Source organism: Faecalibacterium longum (genome assembly GCF_040094125.1).
GTDB lineage: Bacteria > Bacillota > Clostridia > Oscillospirales > Ruminococcaceae > Faecalibacterium > Faecalibacterium longum.
The window spans coordinates 1-16,831 of record NZ_JBBNIH010000106.1 but is presented as its reverse complement, the minus strand read 5'-3'; the positions used below and the strand labels follow the sequence as shown (position 1 = coordinate 16,831).

The window sequence follows — 16,831 nt, the reverse complement described above, 5'->3', positions numbered from 1 at the left end:
ACAAAATCCTTTCTGGCGTCACGGTAAACGCCCATAGCTGTAAAAATGTTCCTGCCAATATTTTGAGTTGAGGTTTGTGTAAGAGATAGGGTCGCCGCAGTGCAGCATGATGGAATTGCCTACATAGATACCGCAATGGCTCACGCCGGGGGTATCGTAGGTTCCCTTGAAAAACACAAGGTCGCCCGGTTTGACCTGCGCCGTCGAAACAGGAGTACAGAGGTTGTAAAGGCCCTGTGCGGTCTGGCGGCCCACGTTCCAGCCGGAGTGATTCAGCACCCACGAAATGTAGCCGCTGCAATCAAAGCTGGTGCTGGGCGAACTGCCGCCCCACACATACGGGTAGCCGATGTACTTCGTGGCTTCCTCCATCATGGCGGCAAACCTATCATCCTTTAGTGCTTCCGGGGGAATATCGTAGTAGGTGGGCTGCTTGATGGTAGACGCATTGGGGTATTGCGCTTTGCCGAACAAATCCGGCCGGTTGCCCAGTGTGCGCATATAGAGCGAATAGGCACTGAGCTGTTCTTCGGTCAGCACTTCCACGGGTAGGTGGGACAAATCTTTGTTCTTCAGCTTGACCGTGCAGATGTAGTATTCATACGGTTCTTGATAGGTGATAACCTGCGGCACACCATACGGGCCAATAATGACCATCATTTTTGTACGGTAACGTATCTGCATGGTCACGGTCTCGGTCAGGATGTACTGCTTTTCAAAGAGCATTTCAAGTTCGCCCTGCACCTCGGCCAATGTAAAAACGCCGTCATGGAGCGCGGACAAAATCGAGATCAGCACATAGGGGTCATGCTCGATTTCGTCCAGATAAAAATGGTATTCATCGTAGTTGTGGGTGGCCTCGTAGGTGTCGAGATACCGTTGCAGTTTTTGTTCCAGCTTGGCGTAGGCTTTCTCTGCACCCAGCATATCCTTGTCCTTGGAAAAGTAAGAGGATGCCGTCACGCCGGTTCCAGCGGTGCCCGCCATCACGGTGCAGGACTGCAACCCTGTTATCAGGAGCAGAGCCAGCAGACTGAACACCGCCACGATCAGAATGGTTTTCCAATTCCGGGCCGCAAATTCGGCTACCCGTTCGCCGCCCTCGGCCGCCAGCTTTGTTACCCGGAAACCGTTCTCCACGGTGGCGGCTGCACCCTGCGCGGCGGCTTGGCCGGCCTGCCGTGCAGCTTTGGCATACTGCTGTTTGATACGCCGTTTCTGCCACATCCGGGAAATGGGGTTGCTGGCCGCCTGTGCAATTTGCGGATTGTCCCGCAAAGACTTCTGATAGAAATACTCGGCGTTAGCCGAACGCAATTCCCGCTCTGCCTTTTCCACGGCCTTGTAGGACTTCATCTTGTGGTGCCGGATGCCGCTGCGGATGACCTTGGCGGTCTGATGCTCCACAAGTTCTTCACCCTTGTGGCCACCCTCCACACCCACATTTTCGTGTTCGACTTCATGGATTTTTCCGTGAGCGAACAGCAACGCTTCCGATAGCGGGCGGCTGGCCGGGTTTGGTTTCAGGCTGGGCGGGCCTTTGTCCTGCTGCTCAAAGCGCAGGGTGGATTTTGCCTTGCCGCTGGCGGCATCGTAGATTTTTTCCTTGACCGGGACACGTTTTTTCGGCAAAGCAGCGCGGGCCGCATCCAGCTTGTCGGCTTTTGCCCCCGCTTTGTGGATATACGGCTGTAATTCCGGGTCTGCCCGTTCTTCCTCGGTCAGTTCCAGACGGGAAGCAGAGCGGTGCAGGCCATCTTCGCTTTCGGCAGTTTCCGCAGCTTGCTTGGCCTTTTTCTTTGCCTTGTGCTTGTCCTTGATGTCCTCGACCCGTTCTAAGATTTTTTCAGCCTTGCCCTCGGCATCCGTGGAGTAGTCCTGTTCCGCCTCCCGGCTGGAAATGTTCTCCACAGTACCGTCCGCCTGATTTTCCACCACCAGACCGTCACGGGTCATGGTCTGGGTGACTTTGGCTTTTGCCTGCAATTCTTTCAAAGTTCTTCACCTCCCATCGGACAGCGGCCCGTTTCAATGTCCGCAATGTATTTGAGAATCGGGAACACCTGCGGCGGCGAAACTGCATTGCCCAGTGTTTTCATCCGCTTGCTGCGGTTCGGCACATCCTCGGTCAGACGCGGGATGTCGGCGGGTTCTTCGGCCCAAAGGGAATGTCCGTCCATTTGCGCGGGAAACCCATCAGCCACTCTACCCAGTCCGGGTTGAGGTAGGGCTTTTCCAGCGTGGTGGGGGTCATCCGGTAGACCACATGGGAAAGCCGCGCCGTCCACGCCTTGCCATCCTTGTTCATCTTGCGGTAACTGCCATTCGCAGAGATTTGGATGTCCAGCCCCTTGCCCACATCCCCGGTGTCGCTGGCAAGGGGTGTGGGAAGCAGCGGAGCCGATGATGAATACCCGTTTCCGTTCGTGCCACGCGCCAACGGCAGCAGCAGGTAATACGAAAACCCGAACATCGTAACCTGCCAGCTCCAAGTCAATGAGCGTTTTGTCGAGCCCCATACGGAGGAAGCCAGCAACATTTTCTCCAAGCACCCAACGGGGCTGCAATTCCCGGATGACCCGCAGCATTTCGGGCCACAGGTAGCGTTCATCGTGGAAGCCGCGCTGCCGCCCTGCGGTGGAGAACGGCTGGCACGGGAAGCCACCTGAAATGAGGGTGACGGTGCGAAGTCCTGTTTTTTCAAAGAAAGCCTCCTTTGTTACAGTGGTGATGTCCTGAAAACGGGGCACTTCCGGCCAGTGGCTTGCCAGCACAGCGGCGGGAAATGCCGCCCACTCGCATTGACAGACAGAGGTAAACCCCGCTGCTTCCGCGGCAAGGTCGATGCCGCCGATGCCGGAAAACAAGCTGAAATGTGTTAAGCTCATAGCTCCACCACCTCGCTGAGCCGAGTGGTCATGATCTTATAGAGCTGTGTGTTTTTCGGGATGGGGTTGGAAAACGGAAGCACCACGTTTTCAAAAATCAGCAGTCCTTCGCCCGGTTCCGAATTGTCGATGTACTTCTGCTGGTCTGCGGAGAGGTTCAGCCGTTCCGAAAGGATTTTGCGGTCGCCGGATGCCTGATTCAGCAGCGTGATGAAGTCGCTGTTTTCCAGAATGTTCTCAATCTCCGGGGAAGAAAGAAGGTCCTTCACATTTTGGGTGGCACCTGTGGGCACGCCGCCCCATTTGCGGAAGCGCTTCCAAATCTCACAGGAAAAGGCCGCCGTCTGTTCCTCACGCAAAAGCAGGTGGAACTCATCACAGAAATACCATGTCGCCTTGCCCTTGCTGCGGTTTTGGGTGACGCGCCCCCAAATCTGGTCTTGGACAATGAGCATACCGATTTTCTTTAGCTGCTTGCCCAGCTCCTTGATGTCAAAGGCCACAATGCGGTTTTGAATGTCAATGTTGGTTCTGTGGTTGAACACATTTAGGCTGCCGGACACATACAGGTCAAGGGCCTGCGCCACCCGGTCGGCCTCCGGGATATGCTGGTCTAACAGGGCTTTGTGCAGGTCTGCAAGGATGGGCATATTTTCCGGCTTGGGGTCTGCCAGATAAGGCCGGTAGATCACCTGTACCGCCCGGTCTATCACGGTGCGCTCAATCGCTTCCAGACCTGTTTTACCGCCCATGACCAGCTCACAGAACGACAGCACAAAATCCGATTTCAGGGCAAGCGGACTATCATCCTCGGAGTAGTTGAGGTTGATGTCCAGCGGGTTTACATAGTCCTTGCTGGTGGGCGAAAGTTTGATGACCTGCCCATGCAGCCGCTTCACAAGGGGGTAATACTCGGCCTCTGGGTCACAGATATATACATCGTCCGGGGTGCAGAGGAACACGCTCACAATCTCCGATTTACAGCTCATACTTTTGCCGCTTCCCGGTGTCCCCAGCTTTAGCCCGTTGGGACACCTCGCCCGTTTGCGGTCGAGCATAATCATGTTGCCGGTCTTGGCGTTGATCCCGTAATACATGGCGTCGCCGCCCTGAAAAAGCTCCTGCGTGACAAAGGGCACAAACACCGCCACGTTGGAGGTGGTAAGGCTGCGCTGAATCTTTATCTGGTTGATGCCCAGCGGCAGGCTGGACACAAGGCCCTGTTCCTGCTGGTAGTCCAGCCGGACAAGCGAGCAGTTATACTTCTGTGCCACACCTGCGGCTTGGAACACATCGTTGCCCAGCTTTTGCTTGGTGTCGGCCACATTCAGCACAAGAAAGGTCAGCATGAAAAGCCGTTCGTTCCGGGTCTGCAATTTGTTCAGCAGCTTTTTGGCGTCCTCGCCGTAAGTGGCGAGGTCGCTGGGCAGGATGTCCATGTCGTACCCGGAACGGACAGCCTTTTTCTGCTCCTGAATCTTCATGGCGTCAAGGTCTGTGATCTTCCGCTTGATGGTTTTGATGGCCTCGGTCTGGTCGATGGCCTGCACATGGAGATTGACGAGAATGCCGCTTTCCGTTTTGAGAAAATCGGCCAGCATTTCATCCGAAAGTTCCGGCGCAAGGATTTGTAAAAAGCTCACAGCTCCATATTTGCCGCCCAGACCAAAAGTCTTGGCCGTACCGAAGCAGAGGGAGGACGGGGCCACAAAGTCCTTGGTGGACAGGCCGGAGGGCGCCAGCCAGTCCCAGTCAAAGCGGAACGGTTCCCCGTCCGGGTGGAAGATGCCGTGCAGCACCTCCAAACGCGCCTGTCCGTCCATGACGTGCGCCACGCAGCCCATGGTCTTGAAATAGCCCAGCAGGTCAAGACCAATGCGGGTCAGCCGCGCCCGTGCGGTTTTTAGATTGTCTGCCTCGATGGTGAAGGTCAGGTACTTGGTTTTGACAATGCCGTTGTTTCCGCTGGCAAGCTGCTTTTGCAGGATGGCGGTGTACTCGGCGCGGATGTCGTCAAAATCATCCCCCTGCGGTGCGATCTCAAAACTTTTTGCGTACTGCACCGGGTCAACCTTGCGATTGAGAAACGAAAGCTGCACATGGATGGAGGCATCCACATAGTTGTACAGGTCGCACAGGTGTTCAAAGATGGCGGTCCTCGTTTCCGGCTGGGCCAGCTGATAGCTGATGTCCGTAAACTCAATGCACTTGGAAAAGGTGCGGGGCGTCACCCGGCACACGCCGTCCTGATACATGGCCTCATAGGGAATACTGGCCTGCGCCGAATGGGGCTTGCCGTCGCCCTTATACTTTCGGATGACGGCCTGAATCTCTTTCTTTTCGGCGCGGGTGAGCTTGACCGGCGCTTTTGCGCTCGTTTCGTTCTTTTGCTTTTTGGACAATGGCCTTTACCTCCTGTTCCATTTGGTATTGCCGCACAAGGGCGGCGTAAGCATTGTTGGTCTGATAGGGCCTTTCCTTGGGACGAATAAAGCAGCACTGAATCATTTGCTGAATCACCACTTCAAGGGGCTGGCCGTGCCGCTCAAACAGAGCGAACAGCAGCCCCGGCAGCATGGCAAAAATCATCAGCAGGGCCGCCGCGCTGTTGGAAAGATAGTCCCGGGTCAAAAAATAAAGCGGCCCGCCCGTGAGGAGCGCGCCGCCGAAGCAGACCAGCTGCCGCTTGGTCAGCCCGAATAAGACTTTGGATTTTACATGGGTCAAATCTTTGGGAACGGTCACATACGCCATACGTTTTTCCTTTCTCGGCCTTAGTGGGCACCAAACACCGACTTGCTGATGCTGCCGGTCTTGAACAGACAGAAACAGAGTAGCACGGTGTAGCCCATGCAGCCCCAGATGGCCCCGGCAATGTCCGCTGCACCTGAAATGTTGCGTATCAGCACCGCATAGATGCCCACGACAATCATAATCAGGAACGCTTGGAAGCCTAACGCCAAAAGCGATTTCAAATAGTTCTGCCCGGTGCTGCGCCACTCGCTGCTGCCCATGGTCGCCAGCGGGATAGGCCCCAGTGCGGTCACAACGTAAATCTCAATCATGCGGCCGTAGGTCACAAGGAAGATGCAGATGGACAGGATGTTCATGGTCAGGCCCACCACAAGGGTCTGGAACCACAGGCTGAGCAGACTGCCGATGGTCATGCTTTCCAGTTGAAATTCCAGTCCGGGTATCAGGCGGTCAAAGTGGATGGATGTTTCGCCAATGATAACGCCGGAACTTTGGTTGACAACGCTCTGGGTGGCATCGAACACACCCATAACGATATTCCATGTGTTGCTGACTATGAGGATGGCAAAGGCAGACTTGAAAATCCAGCGGAAGAACATGGAAGTATCGAAGTCGTGCATATTGTTCTTTTCGGTAATCATCTGGATAAGCTCATGGCACATCACAAGGGCAAGGATGGCCGCTGCAATGGGCAGCACCACCGTTTCGGAAAGACTGCGCAGCATATTGAAAATGCCGCTGTTCCATGCCTGCGGGGTAGAACCAACGTCCGAAGCGATTTCGCCCACCTTGGCGTTCACGTTGTCGAACAGGCCGGAGAGGTTGCCCGTGATGCCATCTATCAAAATGCCTTTTATCCATTTCTCGATGATCTCACTAATCAAGCAAAGATACCTCCTTTCCCGCGCCCTCCCATGTGAGCGGGAGAGCGCGGTGGGGTCTCAAAGGTGGATGTACGGATAAGTTGAGGTTAGCCCAGCAGCCCGGACAGCAGCGGGACAAGGGTCATGCCAATGAGGGCAACGCCACCTCCGGCGACAAGCTGCTTGATTCCTTGGCTCTTGCTTGCCGGGTTGTCCGCCCCATATCCCTCCAAAAGATTGACGCCGCCCCATACGCAAAGCGCTCCGCCGAGGCCCACAACGATGGTCTGCAAAGTATCAACTGCACTATTGAAAAATTCCATAAATTTACCTCCATAAATTCAGATTGTGATGGTGTTTGGGTGCAAAAAAAGCCGCCGTACACAGCGGCAGCCTCACAATCCGCAGACGGCCCGGAGTTACTGGCCGTCCCGCCATTTCAGCACAGCCAGCGAAAAAATCTCGCCCCATGCTTCACACAGTCTGCGGTCTATTTCCCTTGCCAGTTCTTCGGCTTCCCCATCCGTGGGCGGGGTATCATGTTCCGCGATCCACTGGCACAGCACCGCAGCGGAAATGATCGCCCGGTAGATTTCTTTCTCATACCTGAAATAATCCGCAAATGTCCATTCGTCCGAGTGTCCCATCGGTCACGCTCCTTTCTCTATGGCCGCCTCATTCGGCGGCTGCATCTTCATCCGACAGGTCGATTTCGTACAGGTCAAAACTTTCGTCCTGTGCGACTACCTGCTGCCGTTTCCGGCGCAGGGTGGATAAGAACCTGTCCACCTCAAAGGTATTCTTTTTGTCCGCGTCCGCAAGGTACTTGTAGTGCGGGTGCTTTGTAATGTCGAACTTCTCCGAGAAGAACGGCCTCACGCCCCGCAGCTGCAAAATGCACCTGCCGCCGTCCATGATTGCGATTTCGTCCTCTGACATCAACGCCTTTCCTAATTTTTGATAGTTCAGTCCGTGGGAGGTTTGAGAACCCCGGTTCTCGCTGGTGTTGAAACTGTCGATGGTCTCTTTCCCCAGCGCATCGGAGATCTCTTTGGCATTCTTACCCCGCCCACTCAAAAAGAGAACAGAATCGCAGTTGTCCGAAATGATTTCGGCCGCATCCTTGTAGATGGCTTTTAGCTGCGACTGGCTCTGCAAAATGATGGATGCCGAGATTTCCCGGCTGCGGATGGTGGCGATCAGCTTGTCGAAGTTGGGAATCTTCCCAATGTTGGCGAACTCGTCCAGAATCAGCCGTACATGGACAGGCAGTCGGCCACCGTATTTATCATCCGCACGGTCACACAGCAGGTTGATAAGCTGGCTTTGAAGCATGGCAAGAATGAAGTTGAAGGTGGTGTCCGTGTCGCTCATAATCAGGAACAATACCGTCTTTTCATCCCCGATGGTGTCCAGTTCCATTTCATCGTCCTCCATCAGCTCCCGCACCTCCCGGATGTCAAATGGGGCTAAACGGGCACCACAGCTTATCAGGATGGAGGAACGGGTCTTGCCGGCCGACAGCAAAAACTTTTTGTACTGCCGGACGGCGAAGTGGTCCGGGTCTTTCTGTTCCAGCCGTTCAAACATGAGGTCCACCGGGCTTTGAAAGTCCGGGTCATCCTCGCGGGCTTCACTGGCGTTTATCATTTCCAGCAGGGTGGTGAAGTTCATTTCCTCTGCCGGGGCCTCGTACCAGATGTAGCCAATGAGTGCGGTGTAGAACAGCCGTTCCGACTTCACCCAAAAATCTTCTGCTGATTTTTCACCCTCGCCTTTGGTGTTAGCGATAAGGGTATTCACTAGCTTCAGCACGTCTTTTTCCGAGTGGATGTAGACAAAGGGGTTGTACTTCATGGACTTGGAAAAGTTTATCGTGTTCAGGATTTTCACCCGGTAGCCTGCCCGCTGGAACATTTGGCCCGTTTCCAGAACCAGTGTGCCTTTTGGGTCTGTGACCACGAATGAGGTGGGATAGTCGGAAGTGGGGAAACATTGCATGAGGTTGGGCTTCACATAGAAGCGGGTCTTGCCGCTGCCGGAGCCGCCGATCACCAGCACATTCTTGTTCCGGGCCGTCTTAGGGTCTTTGGGCCGCCCGGTCATGGTCAGGCGTTCGGTCTGGGTCAGCAGGATGTTGTTTTCAAACTTGAGGTCGATGTACGGGGCAATGTCTTTAGCGGTGCCCCACCGGGCAGAACCGTATTCCTCGCCCTTGCGGTACTTCTTGGCGTTCTTGCCCTTGCTGTACACGATGAGCCGGACAGCCACCGCCCCGGCAACGCCCACGCACAGGTCAAACAGATGCAGGCTGGGCAGCGGGCTTGCAAAGGCGACAGAGATGCCGTTCGTCAGGTGGAGCAGCTTTGCCGAAGCATCCACGCCCGCCGCCAGACGGTACGCCTGCCCGCATTTGGCGAACAGGTACACGAACAGCAGATACGGTAGATTCAGCACCAGCAGCTTTTTCCATTCAGGCTTCATCGTTCCAGCCCCCTTTGCTTGATTTTTTCTTTGGCGCGTTTCGGCTGCTGGGCCGCTTTCTGCTTGGCTGCGGTCAGCACCTTGCGGATGGAGGGCCGCTGCTCCTTAGTGAGCGTTTTGGCCGTGAACTCCCGGAACGCCTGTTCCAGATTATCCGCATCCTTGGCCTTGAAGATCACGATGTAGTGGGGCGGCTGGGTGGTCTTGTCCTTGCGCAAGGTAAAGTCCACGCCGTACTTCTTGGCGCAGGGCTTGAACGCCCCGATGTTCGCCTCCGTGACTTCAATGTTGGTCAGGGCCGCACCATGGGCTTTCAGCTGTTTCAGGCTTTGCTTGCCGTGGTGCAGCTTTGGCCCCTTGGCCCGGTGCTGCAAATATTTTTTCAGGGCAGCTTGCAACGCTTGGGCGGTGAGCTTGCCCGTTTTCATGGACAGGGCAATAGTTTTCTGGGTGACTTCTTCCTGCATTCAGCATCCCTCCTTGGCAGGTAGTCGGAAAAACAGCAGCTAGGGTGGAACCACCAGCCGCCGCAGGTAAAGGGTTCTCATGGGTGGACGCTCCTTTCGGTCAGTTGTTGGGCGGGCGGCCCCAATCGGGCTGTGCCATGTCGTGCGCCACAAGGGACGCATAGTAGCTGTTGATGGTGCTGGGGGCGTTAAACAGCATGGCCCGCAGGTATTGCTTGATGTTTCGGACTTTGGTGGTGTTGTCCCGCAGGCAGTCCATGACGAACTCAATGTGATGGCTGTCCAGCTTCAAGAATTTCGCCTTGACCAGTTCTGCCGGGTAATCGTCCCCGGCCACCCGGATGGACTTGCGGGAAGTGCAGACCGTTTCCAGCAGGATGTCCACGATCTCGTCCAGCTGTTCCCGGTCTATCCGGGGATTCTGGGTGAGGGTGTCATACTCGATGTTCTCCAAAATCAGGCCCCGGTAGATTTGATAGGCCGTTTCCTTTCGGCTTCCCGTCCGTTCCGGCGGCGGTGCCTCTGCCTCGTCCTCGTCCAAAGGCAAGGGGTTTGGGGAATGGATAGGAATGGAATCGGTATTTAATCCCTCTTTCTTTTGTTTTTCTGTAATTAGTTTATCTTTATTTAATTGCATTGGATTTTCCAACGTAGGGTTTTCCTGCGTGGGATTCTCCAACGTTGGATTTTCCAATGTAGGTGAAACCGATGCAGGGACAGGCTGCGGCAGCTCGAAAATCACATAGTCTGCACCGCGCAGCCGCCCTTTCTCGTCCCGTTCTCTGGAACGCTGGATGTAGCCCGCCTGTTCCAGTTCCCGGATGGCCTGCCGTATCGCGTCAATGCTTTCCCGGTTGATACGGGCCAGCCCTTGCAGGGTGTAGTCCCAATCTTCCGGCAGGGAGAGCATTTGGGATAAAAGACCTTTGGCTTTCAGGGACAAGGCCCGGTTCCGCAGGTGGTGGTTTGACATGACCGTGTAGCCGCTGTTCTTTTCTACCCGAAATACTGCCATTTCACGGATGCCTCCTTTCGTTGTAAACAAAAAAAGCAGCGTTCATTTGCTCCCGGTGATGGGAGAAGTGAACGCTGCGCGTACTTGATAATTTTTAGGTTGTGTGGTATATAAAAGGCAACTATATTTCAAACACGGCTGCCCATCGGGGTGCAATACAAGCAAGTTGCTATCCGATGACCTTAAAAACGAATTGTACTACGATGGTTTTTGAAAAGTTCTGTATCACTACTCGCACCAAACAATGGAAATCCGAACCTTTTCTCGATAGGAGAAGGGTTCGGATTTTTCGTTTTCTTTGGAAATGAGAATGCCGCGGTTGCGCAGCAATGAAAGCCCCAGTGGGGCTTTTAAGCGGCAGAGCGGTCTTGCGCCAGCAAGATGGAGGGGGCTCCCCCCGACAAGCTCCGGCTCGTTCCAAACGGCTGTGTGTCCGAAACCTTATCAAAAAAGACGTATCACAAAGGTCACAACTGTAAAGGTGCCGTAAGGCAGAAGGAACACAAACATGAAGTACGAGGAAAGAGCCTGCAAATTCAACATGGACACCGGCTGCGTGGAGCTGCAGCTCCGGGGTCGAGGATGTACTGGATGTGACTATGGCGCAGCAGACGGAACTGGACTACCTTATCTATAACGACCCGCTGGGCTACGTGGATTTGATTTTGAACGGTGATGCGGAGAAATATTTGGGGAATGTGACCGGTAGCCATGGATTAGAAGATTAAGCAAAGAAAGCGCAGGAGCATTTTGAGAATGTTCCTGCGCTTTCTTATACCTGTTCCATCAACTTGATGAATCCATCACACTATGGGCGGTCTGAAGATCAACGCAGACGCAGAGGTTCTTGATACGCAGGGAAATGTCATTCCCGGTCTGTATGCCGCTGGCGAAACTACCGGCGGTGTGCATGGCGGCAACCGCATTGGCGGTAATGCCGTGTGCGACTTTGTTGTGTTTGGCCAGATCGCGGGTAACAACGCTTCGGTTTACACAGCAGATTAAGCGCAAACAAGAGCCACAGTAATAAAAATTAAGAGACAGGGCTGTTGTAAAATACAACGCCCTATTTTCAAACGGTACAACGAAAGAATTTTGACTGTATTTTTCTAAAATTAAAGCAAGTGCAACACTTTTTCTCAAAAATCAAAAATTTTTGATGGAGATGTGATGCACTTGCTTTTTTGTGTTATTCGATTTTACGATTATTTTTGAATCCTACTAGGGCTGTCTACGCCATTTTGCAACAGCCCCTTTTTACCCGGCAGGCCGCAGCTGTTCGAATCCACCCTAGAAAGTGAAACTTTAGTTTTTTATAAAACAAAAAGCCCAGCGTATTTTCGTACGCTGAGCTTTTTTGGTGGGCGCGGGTGGATTACGCAAGCCGCGCTGCTAAAAACAGCCTAGCAGGCTGTTTTTGCGCTGTCTTCGGCGACAGCGCCGCAGCTGTTCGAACCCACCCTAGAAGTTTCTTTGCAAAGTTCCAGATAAAACAGAAACTCCAGCATCTTTAAAGACACTGGAGTTCTTGGTGGAGCGAAGCAACCTAAATCCGAACCATTGCCCTCTGGGGCATTCTTGGCGGCAATTTCATCGAAAGTGATGGTTTTTGTGCCGTCTTTGTAGTTGAACGTAATCAAAACTTTTTCATCATAGAGATAAACAGCGTTCACGAACGTATTGATAAGCGTCTCCCGGTGGCTTTTCACGTTCGGGTCGAGCTTGCGGAACCGGGTCAGCCAGAAACGAACCTGATTTTCGCTTAACCGAGGCCGAGCGATTTTTTCTTCGGCGATCCGAACCTCAAGTTCTTTCTGCTGGGCTTCCAGCTTTTCCAAACGCGACTTGGTGGAATTGGTCAGCACACCCGCTTGGATGGCGTTCAGCATATTTTCAATGCCGTTCTCTACCTCGCGCATCTGCTTTTCCAGGAAAGGGAGAGTGGTGTTTTCCTGATCCTGCAACTCCATCACTTCCGCAACGATGGCATCAATCACGGCATCGTCCTGAATCAGCTTCATGGTTTCAGCTATGACCAAATCTTCCAGCCACTCTTTACGGACGGTCTTTTTCTTGCAGGTCTTGAAACGCTTCGCGGTGGCGCACTTATAATAATGATGAACGACCTTGTTTCTACCCGTACCGCACTCGCCGAACATCATCGCGCCGCACATTCCGCAGAACAGCTTGGTGGTGAGCAAGTAATCGTCCTCGGCCTTGTGGCGGGCAGGAGCGCGGCTGTTCTTTTTGATTTTCAGCTGCACTTCCTCAAACAAATCCTTGTCCACGATGGCCGGGATACTGTCGGGCATCACAATGTCCTTGAAGTGGTTTTCTCCGATGTACCGCTTATTTGTCAGCAGCTTCTGAACACTGTTGTAGGTGAACTTCTGGTTGCGGTTAGTGGTCACGCCGCTGTCGTTCAGCCAGTTCATCAGTTCTTTCATAGTTGCGCCATCGTTGTACCGCTGAAAGGCTTCTACCACAAAGGGAGCTTTCAGCGGGTCGACTTGAAAGAACTTCTCCTCATCCACCTTAAAACCAATGGGAATCGTGCCGCCGTTGTACTTCCCCTTCAGAACATTCTCGGTCATGCCGCGCACAACTTTTTCAGAAAGTTCTGCCGAGTAGTATTCAGCCATGCCGGTGAGCATACTCTTGACCATGATACCCGCAGGGCTGTCAGAGATAGGCTCCGTGGCAGATACCAGCTTGACATGATTTCGTTCCAACTGGTACTCATAGTGGGCTGAATCATAGCGGTTCCGGGCAAAACGGTCGAGTTTCCAGACCAGCACGATGTCAAACAGCCGTTTTTCGCTGTCCTTGATCATCTGCTGGAAGTCCGGGCGGTTATCGGTTTTGGCGGAAAGGGCACGGTCAATGTAGTGTTTGACCACGGTAATGCCGTTCTTTTCGGCGTAGGCCGTACATTCACGAATCTGCCCTTCGATGGATTCTTCGCGCTGGTTATCGCTGGAATAGCGGGCGTAAATCACGGCGGTCATGCAAACACCCCTTTCACTTCATTCTCCGCAGGCGGCGCACAAGGTCGGATGCGCTGTACAGCACACGAGCCACCGAAACAGCATCCCCGCCCACAATGTAGAACACCGAGTAGTTGTCCACCAGCATCTGCCGCAGCCCTTGAGTGCGCTCCGGCTCACTTTCCACTAGCGCACAGCGCTCTGGCAGGATGTTCAGGGATTGGATGGCTTCTGCAATGCGGTTATACTGCCCCATGGCCGTATCAGGCTCCAACAGACGGTCAGCAATATAGCTGTAAATCTGCTCCATATCGCTGAGGGCTGCACGAGAAATTTTCACGTCATACTGCTTCATCTGTGCTGTTCCCTGAACTGTGCGAATGCGCTTGCCGCATCCACGGTATCACCGTTCTGAATTTCCTTAATGCCTACCTGCAAGGCTGCATGAAGCTGATCATCGGTCATGGTGTCAGCATTCAGAGCCGCAGGAGCTTTCGGCAGGGACAGAGAAAAGGGGATGCCGCCAGTCAGGGTGATCTGGCGCAGGTACATATCAATGGCGGTTGCCATCGGGATGCCGAGCTGCTTCAGCACATCCTCGGCCTGCTGCTTGACGGTAGGGTTCACACGGAGATTGAGCGTCATTGTTTTTTCCATGGTTATCACCTCGGATTTATTGTAACGTATTTTGCGTTGCAAGTCAATTCGAGGTGAACGCGCAAATGAAATTCTCCATATCGCACAATATATTCATCGTTAAATTGTTCAAAGCGCGGGATATTCACCCTCTATAATAAATTCTTGGAGTGTGCCTAGCTTTTGCTGAGTAGTAAGTTTGAATATTATCTCTCTTGGCTGCGACCATGGCAGACTGGAAGTTTAACCTTCAATAAACTATTTACTGTACAATTCTTTTAGAATACACCAAAGATTCATTATCACACCAACGCCACCAACAAGTGCAATGAGAATCCCTGCAACTACTGTAAGGCGAACATTTTGATTAAAGGCATACCATAAAAAATTAGTGTCCGCACAAAGTATAAGCAAAATTCCAACAATAAATATGCTTACCGATACGATTGCTGTAAGAATTTTTTTCATGTTACACTCTCCTTTGTGTATCACTGTTATTCTCCGAGAAAGTTCGACTCACATCCCTATGATAGTGAACACATCATTCGTTTCAAAACACTTTGCTGCCCAAGGAACTGCTTCTGCAATAATCTCTTTGCAAGTACATCCATCCGATTGACTTTTTGTTAAAATATTATCCCATTGTACTTTTGTAACGATTGTTATTCCATAAAAGTCAAACTCTGGAATCACTTCAAGAATCAGATCTGAAACATGGCGGCTATTCCATACTTCATCACTGATGCTAATAGATGTGTCAAGCCAGCACTTGTCATGATACTGCCCTTGTTGAAATTCCAAGTAGCAGCTGCTGTGTGAGGCTTTTCTTTGATCTTCGTCAATAAAATACTTCAAATTAGTTCACCCGTATTAGCAGATAGCTGTGGTCATCGCTATGTACTACAAGCGGAAAAGTTATATCAAATCCCATTGATCGTTAGCAATTCAACCCATCACAGTAACCATCTGGAAGTATTGATACTGATATTCGTCTTCTAATACAGCCTGCATCTCTTCCATGTATAACGGGTCTTTCAACAGTTTGAGATGAAATGCTCGCTCTCTCCAAAGTCGGACTCCAATTTCAGGGAAAAGATATTCCGTTCCCAGTTGCAAGTCCTTTTCGTTGCAAACAACGTTGTCCTTTTTCATTAAGCTATCAATAATACACTCGGCGGTTGTATTAAACATATCCAGCCCGAACAATTTTATTGATGCCACTTTAGACAACTCTCTCTGGATGCCGATTTCAGTAGCTTTTCCGTTCCGATACTGCACCAGAAAGAACGAATCATTATCCATATATCGTCCTGTTATCAAATTAGGATCACCAGTTTCAGCACAACGCTCCATTTGCATTGCTTCATCAGAAGAATTCGACCACTGTTTCTTCATTTGTAGAAGAGCATTTTCTAGCTCATCTGGTGCCATACCTAATTTTAATTGTCCAATTCCAATATGTGGTATAATAATTATCTCTTTCATAACAAAACCTTATACCAAAAAGGTAAACCACACAAATGCAGCAGTTGCACATATCATCAGAACCAGTAGTATCGTACTTGCAAGTTTCTTCTCAATGGAAACTTTCTGATTTTCGCATAGGACAATCTGCTGAAGATTGTGAAATTCGGCTTCGCTGACATTTCCATTTAATACTTTCCATGCAGTGCAGCGATCTGTAACCAGCAAAAAATCGGACAGCATTTCCATAAAGATGACAGCGAAAAATGCCAGAGAAAAGAACCACATCCCATTCCATTGAAGTTCTGTCAACACCCTCTGAAGGCTTGAAGGCTTTAATGACACTAACGAAATAATGTAAATCAACGTGTTGCAGAATTCTCTTGCTAATGGCCCTTTTTGTTTAAGAAAATCCATTTTCAACCCTTTCCTTACAAACGGAGTGACTTAACCACCAATAGCCTGATAGTAATCCGTTTTAGAACGAATCAAAGAACCGTTTGACTTGTATTCTTTGACAGTTTGATGGTAGCAATATTTTCGAAATATGTGTTCTATTTTTTCTGCATTGGAATCACCTCATATCAAGTTTGAATTCATATTCTATGCGTCAAATTGTGACTGATTTCAATGTTTTTTTTGGTGATGACTAAGATGTTTTATTTAGCTCATTTCGTCCGATGCGGTAAATCTTCTTGTCTTGTTCTCCTACTTCAACAATAAGTTCATTTTTATTGTGATGAACTATTACTGGAATATAGCTATCGGAATTTTCCACCATCAAACATGTGACTCCATTCGTCCATTCACTGTTCAATTCCTTTGATAGCATGGAAATGATTTCTTCTTTCGTCATTTTGATTAATGAATAACCTCCATTTTGTACACTCCCCCAGGAGCTTTTGCTTAGTCAACGTTGCTCACACTGCGTTTGTGACAGCTTTTTTGAAAAAAGTTCAAAATCTTGTCAGCTTTGGACGCTTCAACGAAAAAGTGTCCACACATTTGTAAATAATTACAAGCGTGTGGGCAAAAATTCAGCCAGTTAGGAAATGCTCTCTGCAATTTTTAGAATCTCTTCACGCGGTATCTTTCCAATGATCGTATGTGATATGCCATCTTTCTCCCATACTAGCACATATCTTGTACGGCCTCCGCTATTGTTTGTTCCGAGTGTGGCATCGGCTGTTCCAACTTAACCTCGTTCTAAATAAACCGTCTGGCGGTATCTAACTGATTAACATTTCAACAAAGAAGCTGTGGTTGGAGCCTC

General features: G+C 51.3%; 17 protein-coding genes and 3 pseudogenes. 2 read left to right on the top strand and 18 right to left on the bottom strand.

Translation table 11 applies throughout. The features are described 5' to 3' along the window. Positions 1-18: 18 nt before the first annotated feature. The 10 genes from AAAU26_RS04230 to AAAU26_RS04185 form a co-directional block, all read right to left on the bottom strand. Positions 19-1,995 carry a C40 family peptidase gene (locus AAAU26_RS04230; protein ID WP_227618667.1) on the bottom strand — a complete coding sequence of 659 codons (1,977 nt, stop codon included), beginning with the start codon at positions 1,993-1,995 and terminating at the stop codon, positions 19-21. Further along, positions 1,992-2,888, bottom strand: coding sequence for a DNA cytosine methyltransferase (locus AAAU26_RS04225; protein ID WP_005927762.1), 897 nt, complete (start codon positions 2,886-2,888; stop codon positions 1,992-1,994). Before AAAU26_RS04225 ends, AAAU26_RS04230 begins: the two co-directional genes overlap by 4 nt. After that, positions 2,885-5,290 (bottom strand): VirB4-like conjugal transfer ATPase, CD1110 family, encoded by a 2,406-nt coding sequence (locus AAAU26_RS04220; protein ID WP_227618666.1) that lies wholly within the window; start codon positions 5,288-5,290, stop codon positions 2,885-2,887. Before AAAU26_RS04220 ends, AAAU26_RS04225 begins: the two co-directional genes overlap by 4 nt. Beyond that, entirely contained in the window at positions 5,193-5,642 is a 450-nt protein-coding gene (locus AAAU26_RS04215; protein WP_227618665.1) for a PrgI family protein, read from the bottom strand. The genes AAAU26_RS04220 and AAAU26_RS04215 overlap by 98 nt, the downstream gene beginning before the upstream one ends. Positions 5,643-5,662: 20 nt before the next feature. Then, positions 5,663-6,526 (bottom strand): VirB6/TrbL-like conjugal transfer protein, CD1112 family, encoded by an 864-nt coding sequence (locus tag AAAU26_RS04210; protein ID WP_005927770.1) that lies wholly within the window; start codon positions 6,524-6,526, stop codon positions 5,663-5,665. Positions 6,527-6,612: 86 nt separating this feature from the next. Next, positions 6,613-6,828: a Maff2 family mobile element protein gene (locus tag AAAU26_RS04205; protein WP_002566673.1), complete on the bottom strand. Its 216-nt coding sequence runs from the start codon at positions 6,826-6,828 to the stop codon at positions 6,613-6,615. Between the two features lie 96 nt (positions 6,829-6,924). After that, positions 6,925-7,152, bottom strand: coding sequence for an antitoxin (locus AAAU26_RS04200; protein WP_227618664.1), 228 nt, complete (start codon positions 7,150-7,152; stop codon positions 6,925-6,927). A gap of 28 nt (positions 7,153-7,180) precedes the next feature. Then, positions 7,181-8,989, bottom strand: a complete 1,809-nt coding sequence (locus AAAU26_RS04195; protein WP_227618663.1) for a VirD4-like conjugal transfer protein, CD1115 family — start codon at positions 8,987-8,989, stop codon at positions 7,181-7,183. Next, positions 8,986-9,456, bottom strand: a complete 471-nt coding sequence (locus AAAU26_RS04190; RefSeq protein ID WP_005928054.1) for a PcfB family protein — start codon at positions 9,454-9,456, stop codon at positions 8,986-8,988. Before AAAU26_RS04190 ends, AAAU26_RS04195 begins: the two co-directional genes overlap by 4 nt. A gap of 100 nt (positions 9,457-9,556) precedes the next feature. Further along, positions 9,557-10,471 (bottom strand): DUF6017 domain-containing protein, encoded by a 915-nt coding sequence (locus tag AAAU26_RS04185; RefSeq protein WP_005928058.1) that lies wholly within the window; start codon positions 10,469-10,471, stop codon positions 9,557-9,559. 508 nt (positions 10,472-10,979) lie between these two features. Between AAAU26_RS04185 and AAAU26_RS04180 the strand changes: the two are divergent. Beyond that, a pseudogene (locus AAAU26_RS04180) lies at positions 10,980-11,199 on the top strand (DUF6061 family protein). Positions 11,200-11,269: 70 nt separating this feature from the next. Continuing rightward, positions 11,270-11,476, top strand: a pseudogene (locus tag AAAU26_RS04175) (FAD-binding protein); the annotation flags it as partial. A gap of 398 nt (positions 11,477-11,874) precedes the next feature. On the opposite strand, the gene AAAU26_RS04170 reads toward AAAU26_RS04175, so the two are convergent. From AAAU26_RS04170 to AAAU26_RS04135, 8 genes and pseudogenes are all read right to left on the bottom strand, one after another. Then, positions 11,875-13,479, bottom strand: a complete 1,605-nt coding sequence (locus AAAU26_RS04170; RefSeq protein ID WP_227618662.1) for a recombinase family protein — start codon at positions 13,477-13,479, stop codon at positions 11,875-11,877. A 13-nt stretch (positions 13,480-13,492) separates the two neighbouring features. Beyond that, entirely contained in the window at positions 13,493-13,813 is a 321-nt protein-coding gene (locus AAAU26_RS04165; protein ID WP_158396323.1) for a type II toxin-antitoxin system RelE/ParE family toxin, read from the bottom strand. Next, positions 13,810-14,115 (bottom strand): type II toxin-antitoxin system RelB/DinJ family antitoxin, encoded by a 306-nt coding sequence (locus AAAU26_RS04160; protein ID WP_035393314.1) that lies wholly within the window; start codon positions 14,113-14,115, stop codon positions 13,810-13,812. The genes AAAU26_RS04165 and AAAU26_RS04160 overlap by 4 nt, the downstream gene beginning before the upstream one ends. Positions 14,116-14,352: 237 nt before the next feature. After that, a complete protein-coding gene (locus AAAU26_RS04155) occupies positions 14,353-14,562 on the bottom strand; it encodes a hypothetical protein (RefSeq protein ID WP_097775234.1) in 210 nt (69 codons plus the stop codon). A gap of 48 nt (positions 14,563-14,610) precedes the next feature. Next, positions 14,611-14,949 carry a hypothetical protein gene (locus tag AAAU26_RS04150; protein ID WP_133300805.1) on the bottom strand — a complete coding sequence of 113 codons (339 nt, stop codon included), beginning with the start codon at positions 14,947-14,949 and terminating at the stop codon, positions 14,611-14,613. A gap of 90 nt (positions 14,950-15,039) precedes the next feature. Further along, on the bottom strand, positions 15,040-15,579 hold the full coding sequence (locus AAAU26_RS04145) for a hypothetical protein (protein WP_097775233.1): 540 nt from the start codon (positions 15,577-15,579) through the stop codon (positions 15,040-15,042). A gap of 9 nt (positions 15,580-15,588) precedes the next feature. Continuing rightward, positions 15,589-15,975, bottom strand: coding sequence for a hypothetical protein (locus tag AAAU26_RS04140; RefSeq protein ID WP_227618661.1), 387 nt, complete (start codon positions 15,973-15,975; stop codon positions 15,589-15,591). Between the two features lie 628 nt (positions 15,976-16,603). Further along, positions 16,604-16,738: pseudogene (locus AAAU26_RS04135) on the bottom strand (DUF4367 domain-containing protein); the annotation flags it as partial. Positions 16,739-16,831 lie beyond the last annotated feature (93 nt).

Bases quoted from the DNA above. Each gene is read 5' to 3' on its own strand.
- AAAU26_RS04225 (WP_005927762.1), bottom strand. From the start codon at position 2,888: ATGAGCTTAACACATTTCAGCTTGTTTTCCGGCATCGGCGGCATCGAC.
- AAAU26_RS04185 (WP_005928058.1), bottom strand. From the start codon at position 10,471: ATGGCAGTATTTCGGGTAGAAAAGAACAGCGGCTACACGGTCATGTCA.
- AAAU26_RS04190 (WP_005928054.1), bottom strand. From the start codon at position 9,456: ATGCAGGAAGAAGTCACCCAGAAAACTATTGCCCTGTCCATGAAAACG.
- AAAU26_RS04155 (WP_097775234.1), bottom strand. From the start codon at position 14,562: ATGAAAAAAATTCTTACAGCAATCGTATCGGTAAGCATATTTATTGTT.
- AAAU26_RS04145 (WP_097775233.1), bottom strand. From the start codon at position 15,579: ATGAAAGAGATAATTATTATACCACATATTGGAATTGGACAATTAAAA.
- AAAU26_RS04170 (WP_227618662.1), bottom strand. From the start codon at position 13,479: ATGACCGCCGTGATTTACGCCCGCTATTCCAGCGATAACCAGCGCGAA.
- AAAU26_RS04165 (WP_158396323.1), bottom strand. From the start codon at position 13,813: ATGAAGCAGTATGACGTGAAAATTTCTCGTGCAGCCCTCAGCGATATG.
- AAAU26_RS04205 (WP_002566673.1), bottom strand. From the start codon at position 6,828: ATGGAATTTTTCAATAGTGCAGTTGATACTTTGCAGACCATCGTTGTG.
- AAAU26_RS04160 (WP_035393314.1), bottom strand. From the start codon at position 14,115: ATGGAAAAAACAATGACGCTCAATCTCCGTGTGAACCCTACCGTCAAG.
- AAAU26_RS04215 (WP_227618665.1), bottom strand. From the start codon at position 5,642: ATGGCGTATGTGACCGTTCCCAAAGATTTGACCCATGTAAAATCCAAA.
- AAAU26_RS04140 (WP_227618661.1), bottom strand. From the start codon at position 15,975: ATGGATTTTCTTAAACAAAAAGGGCCATTAGCAAGAGAATTCTGCAAC.
- AAAU26_RS04200 (WP_227618664.1), bottom strand. From the start codon at position 7,152: ATGGGACACTCGGACGAATGGACATTTGCGGATTATTTCAGGTATGAG.
- AAAU26_RS04195 (WP_227618663.1), bottom strand. From the start codon at position 8,989: ATGAAGCCTGAATGGAAAAAGCTGCTGGTGCTGAATCTACCGTATCTG.